Here is a 19267-nt window from a genome sequence, read left to right on the forward strand (position 1 = left end):
ATCTCCTTTTACGTATGATTAACGTGTTTTTTAAGAATAGTAAATTTAGCAATAAAATGATTGTTTTTCTTAGAAATATTATAACTACTTTGCTTATAATTATCCAAAATACTCAAAAAAATATGCAGTCCTTTGCCTTGATGCCCTTTTTTAGTAGAAAAATTATTTTGTAAAAGAGAATTAAAAGGAATAGATTCCATTTCTTCAAAAGTATTTATAACTTCCACGGTTAGTGTTTGGGTGTTTCCGGTGATGTTAATAGCAACCTCAGGCTGAGTAGACATTTCTGTTGCTTCATAAGCATTGTCCAACAGTATCGAGAAGCAGCGAATAAAATCAACGACATTCATATCAATATCGACTAGCTTTTCCGTGATTTGTAAATCTATCTGGACACCTGACGCTAAACAACGATTTAAAAAACTAGTTAAAAGTCCTTGGATTGGTAAATTTTCTATAACTGATATTTTCTTATATAAATTCGGTGTAAGTAATGAATCAGAATAGTCAATAATACTATGGAGCAATTCGAGGGTTTTTTCTGTATCTCCAGCCTCTAAATAACCAGTTAAACTGAGTAAAAGAGCTTTATATTCTTTGCGAAACTCATGGGAAAGAGTAATTTTCTTTTTTTCTCGGTTGTGTGTTTCCGATAAAAGAGCAATATATTGTTTTTCATTGTTGTATTTGACTAAAATCAAGATCGTAAATCCGATAAATAAAGTATAGCCGATCACAATGAATGAGCTATATAGAAGGGAAGAAAGGTCACCATTCAAAACGCTAATCTGTTTAAGGTTGATAGATAAAAATAGAAAAAATAAAAAGATAGTTGATAGGAATTTATAATTTTTAGGTAATAAAGCAATTGAACGTGTGAATGAAAATCGTTCATTTAAATAATTAGTCAATATAATAAATAAAAAAAGTAGAAATTGTTGCAAAAAAATAAATAGAACTAAAAAATTCATATATGTACTAGTAGAAATTTGTTGATTAATATACAAAATATCCCATGTATCCAAAGTTGGTATCCAAGACAAGAGGATTAAAGAGTTTTCAAAACTAATCAATAATGAAGGGATAAACCAATTTTTTAACCGTTTCATAGAAAAAGTAAACTGAAAGAAATAGAAGGGGAGTTTAAGTATGGTTACGTACTCATAACTAATAAAAAAAGCCAATGTAAATTGTAAGAGAACAAAGCTCGTTAAAATCAGACTTTCATGCAAGTTTAGTAATTTTTTATAGGTCATGAACCAAATGATTTGTAGAAAGTTTAAAGCAATTAGAGAAGTAAGTAGTGATGTATTCAATAAAGGACTCCTATAAAATTTTTTTTATTTTATCAATAATTTTTATGCCTACTAGCAATTCCTGACCATCAGAAAAAGTAATCATACCATGTCGTCTATCTACAAATGTAATGGCGGACAAGTTAATAATGTATGATTTCAAAGATGTTAACAGATAAGGCTGATGTAGTAATGTTTTTATTTTGCCAATTCGTCCATCAATTAAAATATCTTCAGACAAAGTCTTGATTAAGATTCTTCCCCTCATTCCTTTTAACGATTCAATATAAAGAATATCTTTGCAATTAAGATAAACATTTTCTGTTCCATTGGTCAACATGACAACATCTTCATCTTGTCGCCAATAACTTCTTAAATTATTCTCTACTTTAGTCAGTAATGTTTGAATTGACTCGGTCAAGTTGGATGATTCTGAGAAGTCTTTAACAAGATAACCTAAAGGAAAGATATTACTGTTGATGATCGAAATAGCTTGATCCTCAAGGCTAGTTAGAAAAATAATCATACACTTGGTATTTTTTTTTCGAACTTCCATCGCTAAATCTATTCCCGAAAAAGTAGTTTTCAAATCGATATCAAAAATAAAAATATCTGTATCGTTTATCGGAAGTATTTGAAGATCCTCCATAAAAAATAAATGATTGTCAATAGGAGAGACTTCAAAATGAACAAAACGAGAATGATAGCTTTGTAAAGATTGGATAATTCCTTTTCTATATTCATTGTCATCTTCTATTATATAGACTTTTGCAGTGAGAGTCATCGATCTCCTCCGTTGTTTAAGATAATTGAAAGTAAAGAGTTAATTAAATAATTTCAATATATTTTAGATTATATTTACAAAAAAAGAAAGTATTTGCTAACTAATATCAAAAAAATGCTCGAAAGTGACGATGAAGCGCTTACAAGGAATTTTTTAAAAAAGTTGGAGATTGTAGTATTTAAAGAGTATTAGAATAGCTTCTTTTAGATACATAAAAAATTACGATCAATAATTTAAGTAAAAGAGCTGTTTCCATACACAATAGATTTTTGAATAGGGAAAAAAATATAAGGAGGTGTTTTTTATGAAAAGGGAGCGATTGCTTCTTATATTTCTAGTGTTGGCCTATTTTATATTTTACCCTAAACCTGTCGACGCTGTCGAACAAAACGCTGGAAATAAAGCAAGCAGTCAAGTAAGTATTAGATTTTTAAAAGACAATACACCAATAAAAAACGGTAAATTTCCTGATACGATGGGGAAATTTCTAGGGGACTTAGGTATTGGAGATGGAAAGAGATTACCGCAAACAGGAGAAATCCTGACGATTTTAGGTATTGCATTTGGATACCTGCTCATCGTAGCCGCAGGCGGCATTATTATTCACAGATATATATTAGGAGGAAGAACAATGAAATTATGGAAATCAATGTTAGTAACAACGGTTGTATTAGGTGGACTTGTAAGTCCGACATTGGCATTAGCTGATAACACAGTCGGAGATACAGAAGAAAATAAGGATGCAAAATCTTATGGAACAGTTGAATTAAAAGCTGGTGATGAAGAAGAAGGTACGCCAACCAATCCAGGAGGAGAAGAAGGCGGAGGAACTGGTAATACAGGACGTTTAGCACTTGTGTTTGTTTCACCATTAGATTTTGGCATATTCCAATTGACAGGGCAACAAGAAACTATCAAAGCAAAAAATACAGCGCCAAATATCGAAGTAAGAGATATTCGCGGAACAGCTAAAGGTTGGACTGTCAGCGTCTCAATGTCTGACTTTGTACAACAAGAAGACAACAAAGTTACATTAAAAGGTGCAGAGTTGTACTTACCGATGGGAGAAGCAACATCACCAGATAAATTAACTGATGGAAAACCGACACCTGTCGAAGTGAAATCTGTAAAGAAAGATCCTCAACCAGTATTTGTTGCTAATGATAAAGAAGGTGCAGGAATCTGGCTGAATGAATTTGGTAAAGACAAGATTGAACTGAAAATTCCTCAAGATGCTTTAGTAGGAAACTATAAAGCGGAATTAAATTGGACAATTGCAACGACACCAACTGGAACAGAAGAAGAAACTAAAGGAGCAGAATAAAAATGAAAAAGACAATTATTTTAAGTAGCACAGTTATTTTAGGGGCATTATTAGTGGCAGGGGCAAATGCGGCACATGCAGATGAAAAAAATCCACTAGTAGCAGATTCACAGGCAACGTTTGAATTTACACCAGCTGATCCTACAGGAAAAAATCCACCAGTAGATGAAACCAAACCAGTTGAGCCAACAACAACCATGGAAGGTCCGCTAATTATTGATGCTGTTTCTAAATTTGAATTTAAATCAGCAGAGATCAAAGGTGGAGAAACAAAAACAAACGTAAAGGTTCCAGAGAACAAAACAATTGGTATTCAAGTAACCGATAAACTAGGAACTGCAAAGGGTTGGGAAGTTCATGCGCAAATTACTGATTTTACAGAAGAGAAAAAAGAAACTCAAATCTTAAGAGGTGCATACATTACTGTACCAGCAGGAACATTCTACACAAGAGCTGATGGGGACACAGACAATCCACCAGTAGCAGCAAATGCAGCAGGAACAGTTATCGGTAAAGATGCTGCATCAAAAATTTTATTTGCAACTGAGGGTAAAGGGAACGGCTCTTGGGTCAATAATTGGGCAGATGAAGTAGAATTAACAATCCCAGGTGGAAACTTGCTTGGTAAATATAAAGCAGCAATCACATGGACAATCAGCGCTGCACCAGCTGGAAATGATTAAGCTTAAACACGGAAGGAAATTTTTAATGAAGAAAGTTAAGTTATTAGTAACGATGAGTATGGCAAGTCTATTACTAATAAATGCCTCAACAGCATTTGCAGATACGCCCACAAGTAAATCGTCAATAGCAGAAGTTGAAGTCACTAAACCTGAAAACGGTAGTGGTGGAACAGAACCAGAAGAACCGATTGGTGAACCAGGAAAACCTGGTATTGGGTCTGGCGATTTTACGATTAATGGACTCTCAGATTTCAACTTTGGAAAAATTGAAATGGGTAAATTAGGAAAAGCAATTGTTGCAAAAGATCGAAAATTAGGATTAGAAGTAATTGATGAACGTGGACTCGGTTCTGGTTGGAATGTTCAAGTAGTTATGGCTGAATTTAAGTCAACAGAAGAAGGCAATAAAAATACAATTGCTAAAGGTTGGAAGTTAGTCATTCCAGCAGGAACAGTTACCAGTAAGTTTGGAGATTTGGCTAATCCACCTAAATCTCAGGAAGTTATTATTGATAAAATGGCGGCTTCAGTTGTATTTTCAGCGGACAAAGATACTGGTTTGGGAACATACACAAATGTTTTTATGGATGACAAAACAACAGATGAAGAGAAATCAGTTCGTCTTTCCATTCCAACTTATGCAAAAATAGGCAAATATAAAGCAGATTTAATTTGGGTTCTAACAAATGCACCAAAAAACTAAGGATAAAAGAGGGAGAACAAAATGAAAAAACACACACTATTATTAACTTCATTAGCATTAGGATTGTTAACGGTAAGTACTCTTCAATTAGAAGTAAAAGCTGACGAAAAAGCTGGGGAACCAGCAGGAGCTGATTCTCAAGTTAAAATTAAGATGCTACAAGGAGATGAAACAATTACTCATCCTCCTGTTGGTGAAACAGACCCAGAAGATGAGAATAATCCTGGAACAGGGAACAAAGGAGTATTGACCATTGATCGCGTGCCGAATATTAATTTTGGTGAAATTAACATCAGCGGTTCTGATCAAGCTGAGTATGCCGTCAACACTAATCCATACGCACAAGTTACTGATGTAAGAGGGTCTTCAGAAGGTTGGACATTATCTGTAAAGGCAGATAATTTTAAGAGTGCTGATGGTCAGTTTGAACTAAAAGGTGCTGCATTGTCACTAAACGATGGAGAATCTGTTACAGCTAGTGCAGGTGATACTGTCACAAAACCAGTAGCACAAAGCGTAACTCTAGGTAGTTCATTTAAACCGATCATGAGTGCAACTAAAGGTACTGGTGAAGGAACTTGGATGCTTTCATGGAAGAATTCAGCAGTAACAGACGAAAATAAAACAAATCCTAAGATCAAACTCGCTATTCTAGGAGGGACAGCAAAAGCTAATACTGAATATTCAACAACTGTCTACTGGAATCTTGAAGCAGCTCCTAAAGGGAACTAAAAGGTTAAAGGGATAATTAATCTAAGCAACTTATAGCTTAGATGTATCAAAGAGCATTAGCTAATCACCTTAGATGTATTGACCGAGAAGTACAAAATCTATCATTAGATAAAGTACTTCTTAGTCAGATACTAAGGTTAGCAACTATGAGAATCATTTATTCTAATAGAAGTAAGTCTAAATATTTCAACTATACTTACACATAATGCCTCAATTTATACTACATAGGAGGAAACCAAATGCAACACATGAAAAAAAGTTTTTACAGTTTACTTAGCTTAATCATCTTGCTAACCCTATTCACACCACAAGCTATGGCCGCTGACATGGACTATTCAGTCAGTGCGAAAATACCAGAAAATCAAATTGATAAATCACAATCTTATTTTGATTTAAAAGTAAAACCAGGTGACAAGCAAGAACTCGTTTTAAATGTTACCAACTCAGGAGACAAAGAAATTAATATAAACGTTGTACCGAATGTTGCAACGACGAACCAAAATGGTGTGATCGATTTCAGTGAAAAAGATCGTGAAATCGATTCAACCTTAAAGTATCCTATAACAAAAATCCTTTCAAAAGCACAAAAAGTAACAGTCGCCCCTTTTGAGAAAAAAGAAGTAATCTTTAACTTAGAAATGCCAAAAGAAGAAATTCCAGGAAGAATTGTCGGCGGATTTTATATTAACAAAGAAGAAAAAGAAGACAAAAGCAAACAATCAAATGGTGTACAGATCACTAATAAATATGCGATGGTCGTTGGTTTACAATTAAGAGAAAATGACGAAAAAATTGCACCAGAAATGACATTAAACGATATCAAGCCAAGCTTGATCAATTACCGGACATCAGTTACAGCGAATCTTCAAAATACAAAACCAACATTTCTTAACGGATTGAAAGTTGTAGCTAAAGTAAGTAAAAAAGGCTCAACAGAAATCCTGCACGAAACAACAAAAGAAGCAATGGATATGGCACCAAACTCAAACTTTGATTTCCCAATCAACTGGGACAATCAAGAACTAGTTGCTGGAAAGTACACAATGAATTTAGTAGCCAGCAATAAAGATGACGAATGGACATTCAAAAAAGACTTTGAAATTACTGCAAAAGAAAGTAAAAAATTAAATGACGAAGCGGTTGAATTAGTAAAAGCACCAAATTACTGGATGATCGGTGGAATAATTGCGGCAATTGTGGTGTCTTTAGTCATCATTATTCTATTAATTATCAAAGCAATCAGTAATAAAAAACGTAAAGCCGCGATGAAGAGAAAGCAACAAGCTAAAAAACAAGCACAACAAAGAAAACGTAAAGTAAAGCAAGAAAAAGAGAAGAAATAATAACGACGGGGAAAGAGTGAAGTGACAATCAAAATCATAAAGTCGTTCTTTTTTCTCCGTTATTTTTCCTATGAAACATTTTTTATTCGTATTTCAGACAATCAAAGAGGAACTAAAATAAATGAAGTATTTTTGTTCCAATTGCAACAATTCCAAAATGGTAAAACATTTAGAAATTGCTGCAATTGGAACAACAAAAAAAAGACCAATTAAAAGAGAAAGATGGAGGAATAGTAAGTGAAAAACAGCATTAAAATACATATAGTCTCATTTTACTTCCTACTTCTCACAAGCTTATTTTTAATAAATAGTTTATCTGTATCCGCGAATTCCCCATCTGATTACTTTACAGAAGTAGCCCCAGATGGAGAGGTAACGTCTGGAACTATTTTTTATCCAGATAAGCGGACGATTCGACCGGAATATCAAGGGACATGGGAGTCCTTATTGTCAGATATCACCGATAGCACTGGAAAACCATACTTTACGAGTTATGGGAAGAAACAAAAATATAAAAAAGGGGAATTCTTCTACTATAACAATGTCGGCACTCATTTAAATCGTGGGTTGTCTTTAAAAATTGATTATTTGGTAGGGCCAGTCTCATCCGATCTCGTACTATCTTATGTGGTACAGCTAAATTTGGATGGATCGATCAATCAATCTACAATGAATAGAGATGTAGAATCTGGTGAAGGAATGATTTCATATCAGCTTGTGTATACTGATACAAAAGAAGTTGTTAAGGATGTCTATCTTGAATTTCCTCAAATAATCTACAATCATCAAGCAACAAGTCAAGTTGCGCCGAATCATTCCTACGATACGTTTGGCTTAGATGGATTGAAAAAAGTTTACCTGCAAAAAACAGATAAAAATGGAATGGATTCAAAACTAACCAACATGACAGGGAATATCACAGGTAGAAATCTTATCAAAGCTGTCCTAAGCCCAGCTTTTAGCGCGTTAATTCCACAAAATTTTGTTGTGGTGTCTGATAACAATTTACCGATGACGATAGGAATCTATTCAGCGTTTGCCTACAATACGAGCTTTAATATTTTTTCAAGTTCAGTTCCTGTTCCAGGGGTGCCGACTTATAATGCTCCGATGATAGAAGGAAAGAGCAATTCTCAAGACTTTCGTGGGAGTTACACGATCAATCAGCCATTATCCAGTACCTACGATCAATACTATCCAGATTATGTAACTATCGTAGTCGAAGATAAAGAGAAGATTTTCTCAACAATTGAGCCAGCAGCAATCCAATTATTTGATCGAGAAAAGAGAGACCTTACACAACGGGCGATTATTAGAAACCTATCCGCAAATAAAGTTAGCATGTCGTTGCCATCTAGTCTATTAAGAGAATTGAAGAGTAATAATGTCAGTATTCAATTAGATACAGATAAATTAGCACTAGAAAAAGTACTAAGTTTATACGATGCTTCAAGTGGTCTGATTAAACTGCCTCTAACTGCTTATACTATTAGAGAAAACAATGGAGAAAAAATAGAAACGGAAGAAAGTTTAGGTGAAATGTCGATTGAAGCTCGTTTAGCGGCGGATGCTGTACCACAAACGGTCCCCATTGGCAGTTCGACCAAAGACTTAGATTTAAACGAACTAGTCAAAAATATAACAAGCAATCTTCCAGAAGATAAGGTCTCAATTACTGGTTTCACCGAAGAAAAAAAATTCGATACAGTAAAAAAAGATTCGGTGGCTGTTCAAATCCAAAGCCAACGATTACCAGAACTAATAAAAACAATCACTATTCCTATAAATGTGACGGATGATTTGGTCATGCCATCATTTTTTGAGAATCAATCTTGGCTTATTGATAATATAAATGAACAATTAACACCGAAGCAAGTTGGTAAAAATCTATATATGTCTGATTTAAACAAACTTACTAATATTACGATAACGAGCGCTGATGATGGAATAAAAGGCCAATTTATTCCTAAAAATATTTATCATATTCGAAATCTTGAAACATTGTCTCTCGTGAATACACAATTGTCTGGCAATCTTCCTAAAGAGTTAGGACAACTAAGTAAAGTTCGAGCATTGATACTTAATGGGAACACTTTTACAGGTGGAATTCCAGAAAGTTTTGCCGAGATAGAGACTCTTGAAACACTGAATCTTAAATCAAATAAATTAACAGGGAAAATCCCAACAAGCCTAACCTCTTTAGAAAATCTAACTAAACTAAACGTGTCAGAAAATGATTTTATCGGCGAATTACCTTATTTTAATGATGCGTTTGCAGAAATAAACGTAGCTAAAAATCAACTAACGATCAATTCAGAGAAGATACCAAGTTTTTTAACAGGTCCAAATGCTTATTACGAGGACACGTTTATCCAAGGGTTACAGCTAGCCGCAAAAAATGCGATTAGTATTAAAGGTAAGGACATAAGCATGATTAAACCATTTGATGAAGCAGATCAAGGTTATTTTAATTTGCATGCGCTTGGAGAGAAAGAAATCCCTTTAGTTGATGGGCATATCTACACGATTTTAGATGAAGCAACCAATGAGATACTTTACGAGGGATATTGGGATAAAGAGCAGGCAATCCCTTATGCAAAAGGTATGGGTTACACCGTTATTTTAGATAATGCAGCGTTGAATCCGAACAATCAATGTATGGTAAAAACTAAGATTCCTGAACTAAAATTAGAAACCATTCCTTCTGCCTTAGCCTTTGACATTGCGCTAGGCAATGACTTGAAAAAACCAGTAGAGATGATTGGGGCTCTTGCTGTGTTTGATAACCGTGATGAAGGAAATTGGAAATTAGGGATTACACCTAGTCTATTGGAGTCTGAAACAAAAACACTCAAAGGTGAATACAGCTACATTAATTCAAGTGGAGCAGAAACAAGTATCATCACCAACCAAAAAGCCTTCATCGAAAAAGGTGTTAGCGATGCTGAAAATGAACGAATCCCAGTATCAGATAAATGGAATGGAAAACGAGGATTGCAATATACAATGAATGGTTCAAATTATTTAGGGAATTACAAAGGTAGCGTTACATGGACCTTGGAAGATGTGCCTACTTCAAATTAGAATAGACATTTTTTGAGTTTTCTAGCCAAGTTAAACTGTGGATTATCAAAATTATAGACTAGTTGTCAATATTGTAGAACGAATAAAAACATGTCGTTCAATGCTTGGTATCCATTGAATCAGTAAAAAAATGAAAAAACCTAAAAGGAATATCCCTGATGGGAAATAGGAGGAAAAATATATGAAAAACAGAACAAAGGTTGTTTTTAAACTACTTTTTTGTCTTCTCTTTAGTAGTTTCTTTGTATTAAAAGCAATGACAGTACAGGCGGAAGAGGACATGAAGGTCGAAGATTGCTTTGCTGTAGTAGCTCCAGACGGTAGTATATCAACTGGCTCCATCTTCAATCCAGATAAACCAACAATCAAGGCAGTTTATCAAGGGGATTTCCCTTTAGCTGATATCAAAAAGAATGATGGGGCACTCTATTTTGGGAAATATTCAACACCTATAAAATATGGAGCTGGTACCTATTTTTATTACAATAATATGGGTAAGTATAATAATCGTTCCCTTTCTTTAGAAATTAGTCATATTACGGGGGGAAGTGGTATGAATGCGGATTTCTTCAAGAATCAAGTATTCGTTGGTGGGGGACTCAGCCAAACTTTCATCTCTGGTGACAAGGCTGCTGGATATGGTACAACTTCTTACCAGCTTGTTTATACAGATACAAAAACACCTGTTGAGAATATTTATGTTGAACTTTCTAATCTAATTATTAATGAGAACTATAGAAATCCGAATGGTACATTTGGTTTTGATAGTATTGGAGTAGAAGGAATAAAAAAAGTTTATCTACAAACTTATGACAATAGTAGTCTTGTATTCAACGGGGCTTATATTGATACAGGTAACAGTAGTGATTTCAATTCTAGAACGACACTTAGAACGACCCACCAAAAAACGGGCAAAGGTGTATCTCAAAATTTATATACGTATGTATTTGACAATAAGAACCCTCTAGTAATTGGAACATATAGCCCATCGAATAATTATATATCACATATGTTGCTATATGATCCAAGTATAAAGTCAATTGGAGAGCCAATTTATACTAGTCCAACTGTCGAAGGAAAGAAAACAGAATCGTTTACTGCGAGTTATACAGTTAGACAAAACCTGATTAATACGTATTCAAAAAATTTCCCAAGTTCTCTGTCGGTAATTTTAGAGGACAAAGAAAAGGTATTTACAAGCTTAGATTCGACTAGAGTTCAATTGTTTAACAATAAGGACACGGAAATCACCAGTCAGGTGAACATAGAGTCTATTGGTTCAAATAAATTAAAGATTACTCTGCCTAAAACACTATTAGAAGAATTAGGAACCAATACAATTAGAATGGAGGTTTCTGTTGATAAAATTAATATAAGTAAAGCCATATCACTATTCAATTCGACTACTGGGACGGTTAAACTACCGCTCACTACTTATAATATTACACAAAGACAGACAGACATTCAATCAGAATCAAGTGAAGCATCTGCTGAGGTAACACCTGCTATTTCTGCTACACCAGTTGACACAAAAACAATACTTGGTAGTTCAACAAAAGATTTAAAGATAAATAAGCTACTAAAAGACACAGTGAGTAATATTCCAGGTGATAAAGTAAAAGTTGTTGGTTTGGTAGCAGAAAAAGTATTTGATAGAGCCAGAAGGGAATATATAGATGTAAAAATACAAAGTGAGTTGATACCTCAATTAACCAAAATAATCAGTGTTCCTGTTACTGTGGTGGACGAAATAGTCAAGGCTAGTTTTTTTGAAAATCAGGCTTGGATCGTTGATGAAATAGAATATCAATTGAGACCTAAGACAATGAATAGAGATCTCTATCTATCAGATTTAATTAAAATTACTGAAATCGCTCTTTTCCCAAAAGAAGATGAGTACAAGGGGCAGTTAGTCCCGAAAAATATACGTTATTTAAGGAATTTAGAATCTCTCAGAGTGTTAGATGGAAAAATGGTTGGGGTTCTTCCAAAAGAATTAGGAGAATTAACAAAGCTAAAACAACTACGAATTAATGGAAATACCTTTACTGGTGAAATTCCAGAAAGTTTAGGAAACCTTAGCGAATTAGAAATTTTGATCATTTCACATAATGAATTAACAGGAACAGTACCAGAAGTGCTGACTAAACTTCCTAAATTGTCGATACTTTTTTTAAATAATAATAAACTTGTAGGGCAATTGCCAAAATTCAAGGACAATATGACTTCATTTTATATTCATAACAATCAAATAACGCATAACTCAAATAAAGTGCCTAGTTTTATCCAGAGTACAGAAAATAATCAAACGACAACAACCTTTTTAGAGGACCTTTCATTGAATGGGAACAAAGAAATTAATCTCAAAGGATCCAATTTAACGGTACGACCATTTGATTCAACATCCTCTACTTATTTCAATCTACATGCAGTAGCTAATGGAACTACGGAGTCGTTATATGATGACCATATTTATACGATTAAAAATCAAGATGGCATTGTTTATGAAGGAAAGGCGAATAAAAATGTGTCATTTCCTCATAAAAAAGGTTCGGTCTATACGGCAATCTTGGATCAGGCTGATCAAAATCCAAATAATGTATTGACGATTAAAACAATAAATGATGATTTAATCACCTCAGCCTTCTTTGAAAATCAATCATGGATTATTAATAACCTGAATGACCAATTGAAACCCAAAAAAATAGATGTCGATGTTTATCCAGAAGATTTAGATAAAATCAAACAAGTTAATACAGATTCTAAACGACCATTCAATGGACAGCATATTCCAAAAAATATCAACGCTCTAAAAAATCTTGAATTATTGCATTTAAGAAATACTAAAATGAGCGGTTCATTGCCAGTAGAACTCGGCGATTTAACAAAAATGAAAGACTTACGAATTTTTGATAATAGCTTTACAGGTGGCATTCCAGACAGTCTGACAAAATTAAAGAATATAGAATATTTATACTTGGATGGAAACGGCTTAACTGGAACAATTCCTACTGGGCTAGAGACTTTGCCAAAATTGCATAGTCTATATCTAGATGACAATAAATTAGTTGGACAAGTCCCAGCTTTTGGAGAGAACTTCAAAATTCTCCAATTAGGGAATACTCAATTAACCTATAATGCTGAAAAAGTACCAAGCTTTATGGAAAGTGCAACGAATTTAGGCATAGGGAACACTTTCATCAGTAGCCTATCGCTAAAAGGAAATGAAAAAATTGAAATCAAAGCAGGCGAACCAACGATTAGACCCTTTGATTCCGAATCTACTAGTTATTTCAATCTCCATGCACTAAAAGGATCAAATGCGGAGCAGTTATATGATGACCACATTTATACCATCAAAACGCAAAATGGCGTTGTTTATGAAGGAAAAGCAGGTAAGAATGTCTCTTTCCAACATAAAAAAGGTGCAATCTATACAGTAATATTGGATAAAGCAGATAAAAATCCAAAAAATGTATTTAAGGTAACTCCCGTTGAGATAGCAGTCATTACGTCTGCCTTCTTTGAAAATCAATCATGGATCATTGATAACATCAATGATCAATTGAAACCCCAAAAAATAGATGTCGATGTGTATCCAGAAGATTTAGAGAAAATCACACAAATCCATACAGATGCTAAACGACCTTTCAAAGGGCAGCATATTCCAAAAAATATCAAAGCACTTAAAAATCTTGAAGTATTATATTTAAGCAATGCTGAAATAAGCGGTTCATTGCCAGTAGAACTCGGCGAATTAACGAAAATGAAAGATTTACGAGTTTTTGATAATAGCTTGACAGGTGAAATTCCAGAGAGTTTAGGAAATCTTAAAGAACTAAGATACTTGTTGGTTTCAAATAATCTTTTAACAGGAACAGTACCAGAAGTGCTGACTACGTTGCCTAATATGCATTCAATTTACTTGAATGGTAATAAATTTGTAGGACAACTGCCAAAATTCCGTGATAATATGCTTACATTTTATAGTCATAACAACCAAATAACGTATAACTCAAATGAAGTGCCTAGTTTTATACAGAGTGCACAGCATAATATGATTACATCAACATTTATAGCTGGTCTTTCATTGAATGGAAATGAGAAAATTAATATCAAAGAAGGCGAGTCAACGATTCGACCATTTGATTCTGCGTCTTCTAGTTATTTCAACCTCCATGCCCTAAAAGGAGCAAATGTGGAGCAGTTATATGATGACCATATTTATACTATCAAAACGCAAAATGGTGTTGTTTATGAAGGAAAAGCAGATAAGAATGTCTCTTTCCAACATGAAAAAGGAGCAGTTTATACAGTAATATTGGATAAAGCAGATAAAAATCCAAAAAATGTATTTAAGGTAACTCCCGTTGAGATAGCAATTATTACGTCTGCTTTCTTTGAAAATCAATCATGGATTATCAATAACATCAATGACCAATTAAAACCAAAGAAAATCGATGTGGATGTGTATCCAGAAGATTTAGAGAAAATCAAACAAGTCAATACAGATGCTAAACGACCATTTAATGGACAGCATATTCCAAAAAATATTAACGCCCTAAAAAACCTAGAACTACTTTATTTAAGAAATACGCTAATGACTGGGTCATTACCAAAAGAACTTGGTAGTTTAACAAAAATGAAAGACTTACGAATTTTCAATAATACCTTTACAGGTGGTATTCCAGAAAGCTTTACGAATTTAAAAGAGGTAGAGAATTTAATTTTAGATGAAAATGGTTTAACGGGAACAATTCCTAGTGGATTAGGAGCATTACCTAAACTCAATAGCCTCTATCTAGATAAAAATAAATTAGTTGGACAAATCCCAGACTTTGGTGAGAATTTCAAAACTATCCAAGTGGGTAATACGCAATTAACCTACAATGCTGAAAAAGTACCAAGCTTTATGGAAAGTGCAACGAATTTAGGAATAGCTGAAACCTTTATTAGTACACTGTCTCTAAAAGGAAATGGACAAATACAAGTTCAAGCAGGGTATACAATCAGCCCGTTTGATAAGTCAGCGAATAGCTATTTTGATCTACACGCTTATTCAGCAACAAAAGGGAAACAGTCATTATATGATGACCATATTTACACCATTAAAAACAAGGATGAGATTGTTTATGAAGGGAAAGCAAATGAAAATGTCTCTTTCACTCATAAAAGTGGTGCAAATTACACCGTGATACTGGATAAAGCGGAGCAAAATCCAAAGAATGTATTTACGATTAAATCTGTAGAATCTGATTTGGTAACCTCAAACTTCTTTGAAAATCAGTCATGGATCATTAATAATATCAATGACCAATTGAAACCAAAGAAAATCGATGTGGATGTTTATATGTCTGATTTGGAAAAAATCAAACAAGTTAATACAGATGCTAAACGACCATTCAATGGACAGCATATTCCAAAAAATATTAACGCTCTAAAAAACCTAGAATTACTTTATTTAAGAAATACGTTAATGACTGGCTCATTACCAAAAGAACTTGGTAGTTTAACAAAAATGAAAGATTTACGAATTTTCAATAATACCTTTACAGGTGGTATTCCAGAAAGCTTTACGAATTTAAAAGAGGTAGAGAATTTAATTTTAGATGAAAATGGGTTAACTGGAACAATTCCTAGTGGATTAGGAGCATTACCTAAACTCAATAGCCTCTATCTAGAGAAAAATAAATTAGTTGGACAAATCCCAGACTTTGGTGAGAATTTCAAAACTATCCAAGTGGGTAATACGCAATTAACCTATAATGCTGAAAAAGTACCAAGCTTCATGGAAAGTGCAACGAATTTAGGGATAGGGAACACTTTTATCAGTGGTCTATCGCTTCAAGGAAATAAAGCAATCGATATCAAAGCAGGAGAACTAACCATTCGACCATTTGATTCTGCGTCATCTAGTTATTTCAATCTCCATGCCCAAAAAGGAGCAAATGTGGAGCAGTTATATGATGACCACATTTATACCATCAAAACGCAAGAGGGTGTTGTTTATGAAGGTGCGGCTGATAAGAATGTTTCTTTCCAACATAAAAAAGGCGCAGACTATACGGTTATTTTGGATAAAGCAGATAAAAATCCAAAAAATGTATTTAAAGTAACACCTGTTGAATTAGAGGTTATTACCTCTGAATTCTTTGAAAATCAATCATGGATTATTGATGAAGTAAACAAGCAACTGAATCCCAAACAAATTGATCAAGATGTTTATTTATCGGATCTTGCTGAAATTACTACAATCGATACAGGTATGTCTAGTAAAGGTACCAAAGGTCAGTTCATTCCCAAAAATATTGATGCTCTAACGAATCTAATAGATCTTATATTAATGGAGGCAAAAATGGTTGGTAGCCTTCCAACGGAATTAGGGAATTTAACAAAACTGAAAAATTTAAAACTCATGGGGAATACCTTCACTGGAGGGATTCCAGAAAGTTTTGGTAATCTTAGTGAGTTAAGGCAGTTATATCTAGTAAATAGTAACTTAACAGGAACAATCCCAGAAGAGCTAGCGGCGCTACCAAATCTTGAGTGGATGGCTTTAATTGCTAATAAGTTTGTTGGTCAGGTACCAACATTTAGAGAAAACATGAAAGCATTATACATTAATAATACGCAATTAACGTATAATTCTGCCCAAGTACCAAACTTTATAACAAGTGCGGAAAATTTCGATTATAAAACTACCTTTATTGAAGGACTCACATTAAAAGGGAAGGACTCACTTACGGTTAAGGCACATGATCCAGTTATTCGACCGTTTGATTCAGTATCCCCTACCTATTTCGATTTACATGCGACTCAAACAGAAGGAAAGTCGCAAACGCTCTATGATGAGCATATTTATACCATCAAAAATCAAGAAGGAATGGTGCTTTATGAAGGAAAAGCAGATGAAAATGTAGAAATTCCTCATAAAAAAGAAACAACCTATACCGTGGTATTAGACAAAGCCGATCAAAATCCAAATAATATAGTTAAGATTAGGTCGGTAGATATAGAGCCAGTCAAATCTGAATTCTTTGAAAATCAATCATGGATTATTGGTAACATCAACGATCAGTTACAACCGAAGAAAATTGATCATGATGTTTATCTGTCAGATTTAGAAGAAATCACTGTAATTAATACAGGTTCAAATAGCACGGTTACCGAAGGTCAGTTTATTCCAAAAAATATTAGTGCTCTAAAAAACCTAAAAATACTTTTGTTATCGAATGCAAAAATGAGTGGGAAGTTACCGAAAGAATTAGGTGATTTAACAAACATGCAAGATTTACGAATTTTTGGAAATAACTTTACAGGGGGAATTCCTGAAAGCTTAGAAAATCTTAGTGAGATGGAAACATTATTGCTTTCAAATAACGGGCTAACAGGAACAATTCCAGAAGGATTAGCTAAATTATCTAAGCTGCATACACTTTTCCTAAATGGGAATCAGCTTGTAGGACAATTACCAAAATTACGTGAAAAGATGAAAATACTTTCTATTAATAATAATCAAATAACCGATAATTCAAACGAAATACCAAGCTATATCCACAGTGCGACAACTGCAATTTTCACATCAACATTTATAAGTACTCTTTCGTTGCAAGGAAATGAAACAATCGAAATCAAAGAAGGCGAACCAACGATTAGACCCTTTGATTCCGAGGTATCTAGTTATTTCAATCTCCATGCACTGAATGGAGAAAATGTGGAGCAGTTATATGATGACCATATTTATACCATCAAAACGCAAGAAGGTGTTGTTTATGAAGGAAAGGCTGACAAGAATGTTTCTTTCCAACATAAAAAAGGCGCTATCTATACAGTAATTTTGGATCAGGCAGATAAAAATCCAAAAAATGTATTTAAAGTAACACCTGTTGAATTAGAGATTATTACCTCTGAATTCTTTGAAAATCAATCGTGGATTATTAATGAAATAAACAAGCAACTGAAACCCAAACAAATTGATCAAGATGTTTATTTATCTGATTTAGCTGCTATTACGTTAATCAATCCAGGTTTTCCTAGTAAAGTTACTGAAGGTCAACGTGTTCCCAAAAATATTGATGCTCTAAAGAATCTAACAGATCTTTTGTTAATGGACGCAAAAATGGTTGGCAGCCTTCCAAAGGAATTAGGGAATTTAACAAAATTGAAAGATTTAAGAATTTATGGGAATACCTTTACTGGAGAGATTCCAGAAAGTTTAGGCAATCTTAGTAATCTGGAAACACTGTATATAATAAATAATGGCTTAACAGGAACAATCCCAGAAGGGCTAGCGGCACTACCAAAGCTTAGTTGGTTGAGTGTAGCTCATAATAAACTTGTTGGTCAGGTACCAACATTCAGAGACAACATGAAAGGATTTACCATTAATTATAATCAGTTAACGTATAACTCAGCTCAAGTACCAAGCTTTTTAACAAGTGCGGATCTATCCGATTATCAAGAGACCTTCGTTGAGGGACTTACATTAAGAGGAAGTGAAGTAATTAATATTAAGGCGGATGAATCAGTGATCCGACCATTCGATGCAAAGTCTAGCAGCTATTTCTTGTTACATGTGTATTCAGCAACAGGAAAACCACAGTTGCTTCATAATGACCATATTTATACCATCAAAAATCCTGAAGGTACCATTCTTTATGAAGGGAAAGCAGATAAAAATGTAGAAATTCCTCATAAAAAAGGAACAACATACACTGTGGTCTTAGACAAAGCGGATCAAAATCCAAATAACGTAATTACAGTGAACAGTAAGATCCCAGAATTGAAACTAAATAGTATCCCAGACAAACTATCATTTTCGATCTCATCAAAAAGTGAGGAGAGAAATCCTGTTAAACCAATAGGAGGGCACGCTTCTGTCTTTGATAATCGTGGTAAAGGGAATTGGCAGCTAAGTATTCTGCCAAGTGAATTGGTTTCAGGAAAAAGAAAACTTTTGGGAGAGTATCATTATGTTAATGATAAAGGTACTGGAAATAGTATTGTGACGGGGCAAAAAGTCCTTATTGAAAGTGGCGCCAGTGATGAAGCAAATGAAGTCACGCCGATATCTGAAAAATGGACGGATGAACAAGGTCTTCATTATACTGTTAACCAATCGAATTATCTTGGGAATTACAAAGGCAGTGTAACATGGATCTTGGAAGATGTACCCAAGCAATAGTAAATTGAAATAAAGCGAAAATGTTTATATTTTATCATTCAAATTTATAGGAAAGCGAGGCTAAAACGTTAGTTTTTGCCTCGTGTATCCTATAAAAAACATAATAACTGCAAAAGACTACATAGAAAATAAATT

The 19267-nt window shown here is 34.0% G+C and carries 9 protein-coding genes; 7 read left to right on the forward strand and 2 right to left on the reverse strand.

Annotated features, from left to right (window positions below; all coding sequences use genetic code 11):
* Nucleotides 1-8: 8 nt before the first annotated feature.
* Together AC4BB2_RS00365 and AC4BB2_RS00370 are read right to left on the reverse strand one after the other, a co-directional pair.
* Complete coding sequence (locus tag AC4BB2_RS00365; protein WP_490473491.1) at nucleotides 9-701, reverse strand: GHKL domain-containing protein; 693 nt, start codon at nucleotides 699-701, stop codon at nucleotides 9-11.
* A gap of 625 nt (nucleotides 702-1326) precedes the next feature.
* A complete protein-coding gene (locus tag AC4BB2_RS00370; protein ID WP_490473492.1) occupies nucleotides 1327-2079 on the reverse strand; it encodes a LytR/AlgR family response regulator transcription factor in 753 nt (250 codons plus the stop codon).
* 304 nt (nucleotides 2080-2383) lie between these two features.
* Here AC4BB2_RS00370 and AC4BB2_RS00375 point away from each other — a divergent pair, with 304 nt between their 5' ends.
* From AC4BB2_RS00375 to AC4BB2_RS00405, 7 genes are all read left to right on the forward strand, one after another.
* Entirely contained in the window at nucleotides 2384-3403 is a 1020-nt protein-coding gene (locus tag AC4BB2_RS00375; protein ID WP_490473493.1) for a WxL domain-containing protein, read from the forward strand.
* A gap of 2 nt (nucleotides 3404-3405) precedes the next feature.
* On the forward strand, nucleotides 3406-4086 hold the full coding sequence (locus tag AC4BB2_RS00380) for a WxL domain-containing protein (protein WP_490473494.1): 681 nt from the start codon (nucleotides 3406-3408) through the stop codon (nucleotides 4084-4086).
* A 25-nt stretch (nucleotides 4087-4111) separates the two neighbouring features.
* Complete coding sequence (locus AC4BB2_RS00385) at nucleotides 4112-4789, forward strand: WxL domain-containing protein (RefSeq protein ID WP_490473495.1); 678 nt, start codon at nucleotides 4112-4114, stop codon at nucleotides 4787-4789.
* A 21-nt stretch (nucleotides 4790-4810) separates the two neighbouring features.
* Nucleotides 4811-5521, forward strand: coding sequence for a WxL domain-containing protein (locus AC4BB2_RS00390; protein ID WP_490473496.1), 711 nt, complete (start codon nucleotides 4811-4813; stop codon nucleotides 5519-5521).
* Nucleotides 5522-5760: 239 nt separating this feature from the next.
* Nucleotides 5761-6864: a WxLIP family cell surface protein gene (locus AC4BB2_RS00395; RefSeq protein ID WP_490473497.1), complete on the forward strand. Its 1104-nt coding sequence runs from the start codon at nucleotides 5761-5763 to the stop codon at nucleotides 6862-6864.
* A gap of 237 nt (nucleotides 6865-7101) precedes the next feature.
* Entirely contained in the window at nucleotides 7102-9948 is a 2847-nt protein-coding gene (locus tag AC4BB2_RS00400) for a hypothetical protein (RefSeq protein WP_490473498.1), read from the forward strand.
* A 181-nt stretch (nucleotides 9949-10129) separates the two neighbouring features.
* Entirely contained in the window at nucleotides 10130-19132 is a 9003-nt protein-coding gene (locus AC4BB2_RS00405; protein WP_490473499.1) for a hypothetical protein, read from the forward strand.
* Nucleotides 19133-19267 lie beyond the last annotated feature (135 nt).

The organism is Enterococcus sp. AAFC-DPL-5146, assembly GCF_058216635.1.

Excerpts from the sequence above, each read along its gene's own strand:
- AC4BB2_RS00370 (WP_490473492.1), bottom strand. The coding sequence starts at position 2,079 with ATGACTCTCACTGCAAAAGTCTATATAATAGAAGATGACAATGAATAT.
- AC4BB2_RS00375 (WP_490473493.1), top strand. The coding sequence starts at position 2,384 with ATGAAAAGGGAGCGATTGCTTCTTATATTTCTAGTGTTGGCCTATTTT.
- AC4BB2_RS00380 (WP_490473494.1), top strand. The coding sequence starts at position 3,406 with ATGAAAAAGACAATTATTTTAAGTAGCACAGTTATTTTAGGGGCATTA.
- AC4BB2_RS00385 (WP_490473495.1), top strand. The coding sequence starts at position 4,112 with ATGAAGAAAGTTAAGTTATTAGTAACGATGAGTATGGCAAGTCTATTA.
- AC4BB2_RS00390 (WP_490473496.1), top strand. The coding sequence starts at position 4,811 with ATGAAAAAACACACACTATTATTAACTTCATTAGCATTAGGATTGTTA.
- AC4BB2_RS00395 (WP_490473497.1), top strand. The coding sequence starts at position 5,761 with ATGCAACACATGAAAAAAAGTTTTTACAGTTTACTTAGCTTAATCATC.
- AC4BB2_RS00405 (WP_490473499.1), top strand. The coding sequence starts at position 10,130 with ATGAAAAACAGAACAAAGGTTGTTTTTAAACTACTTTTTTGTCTTCTC.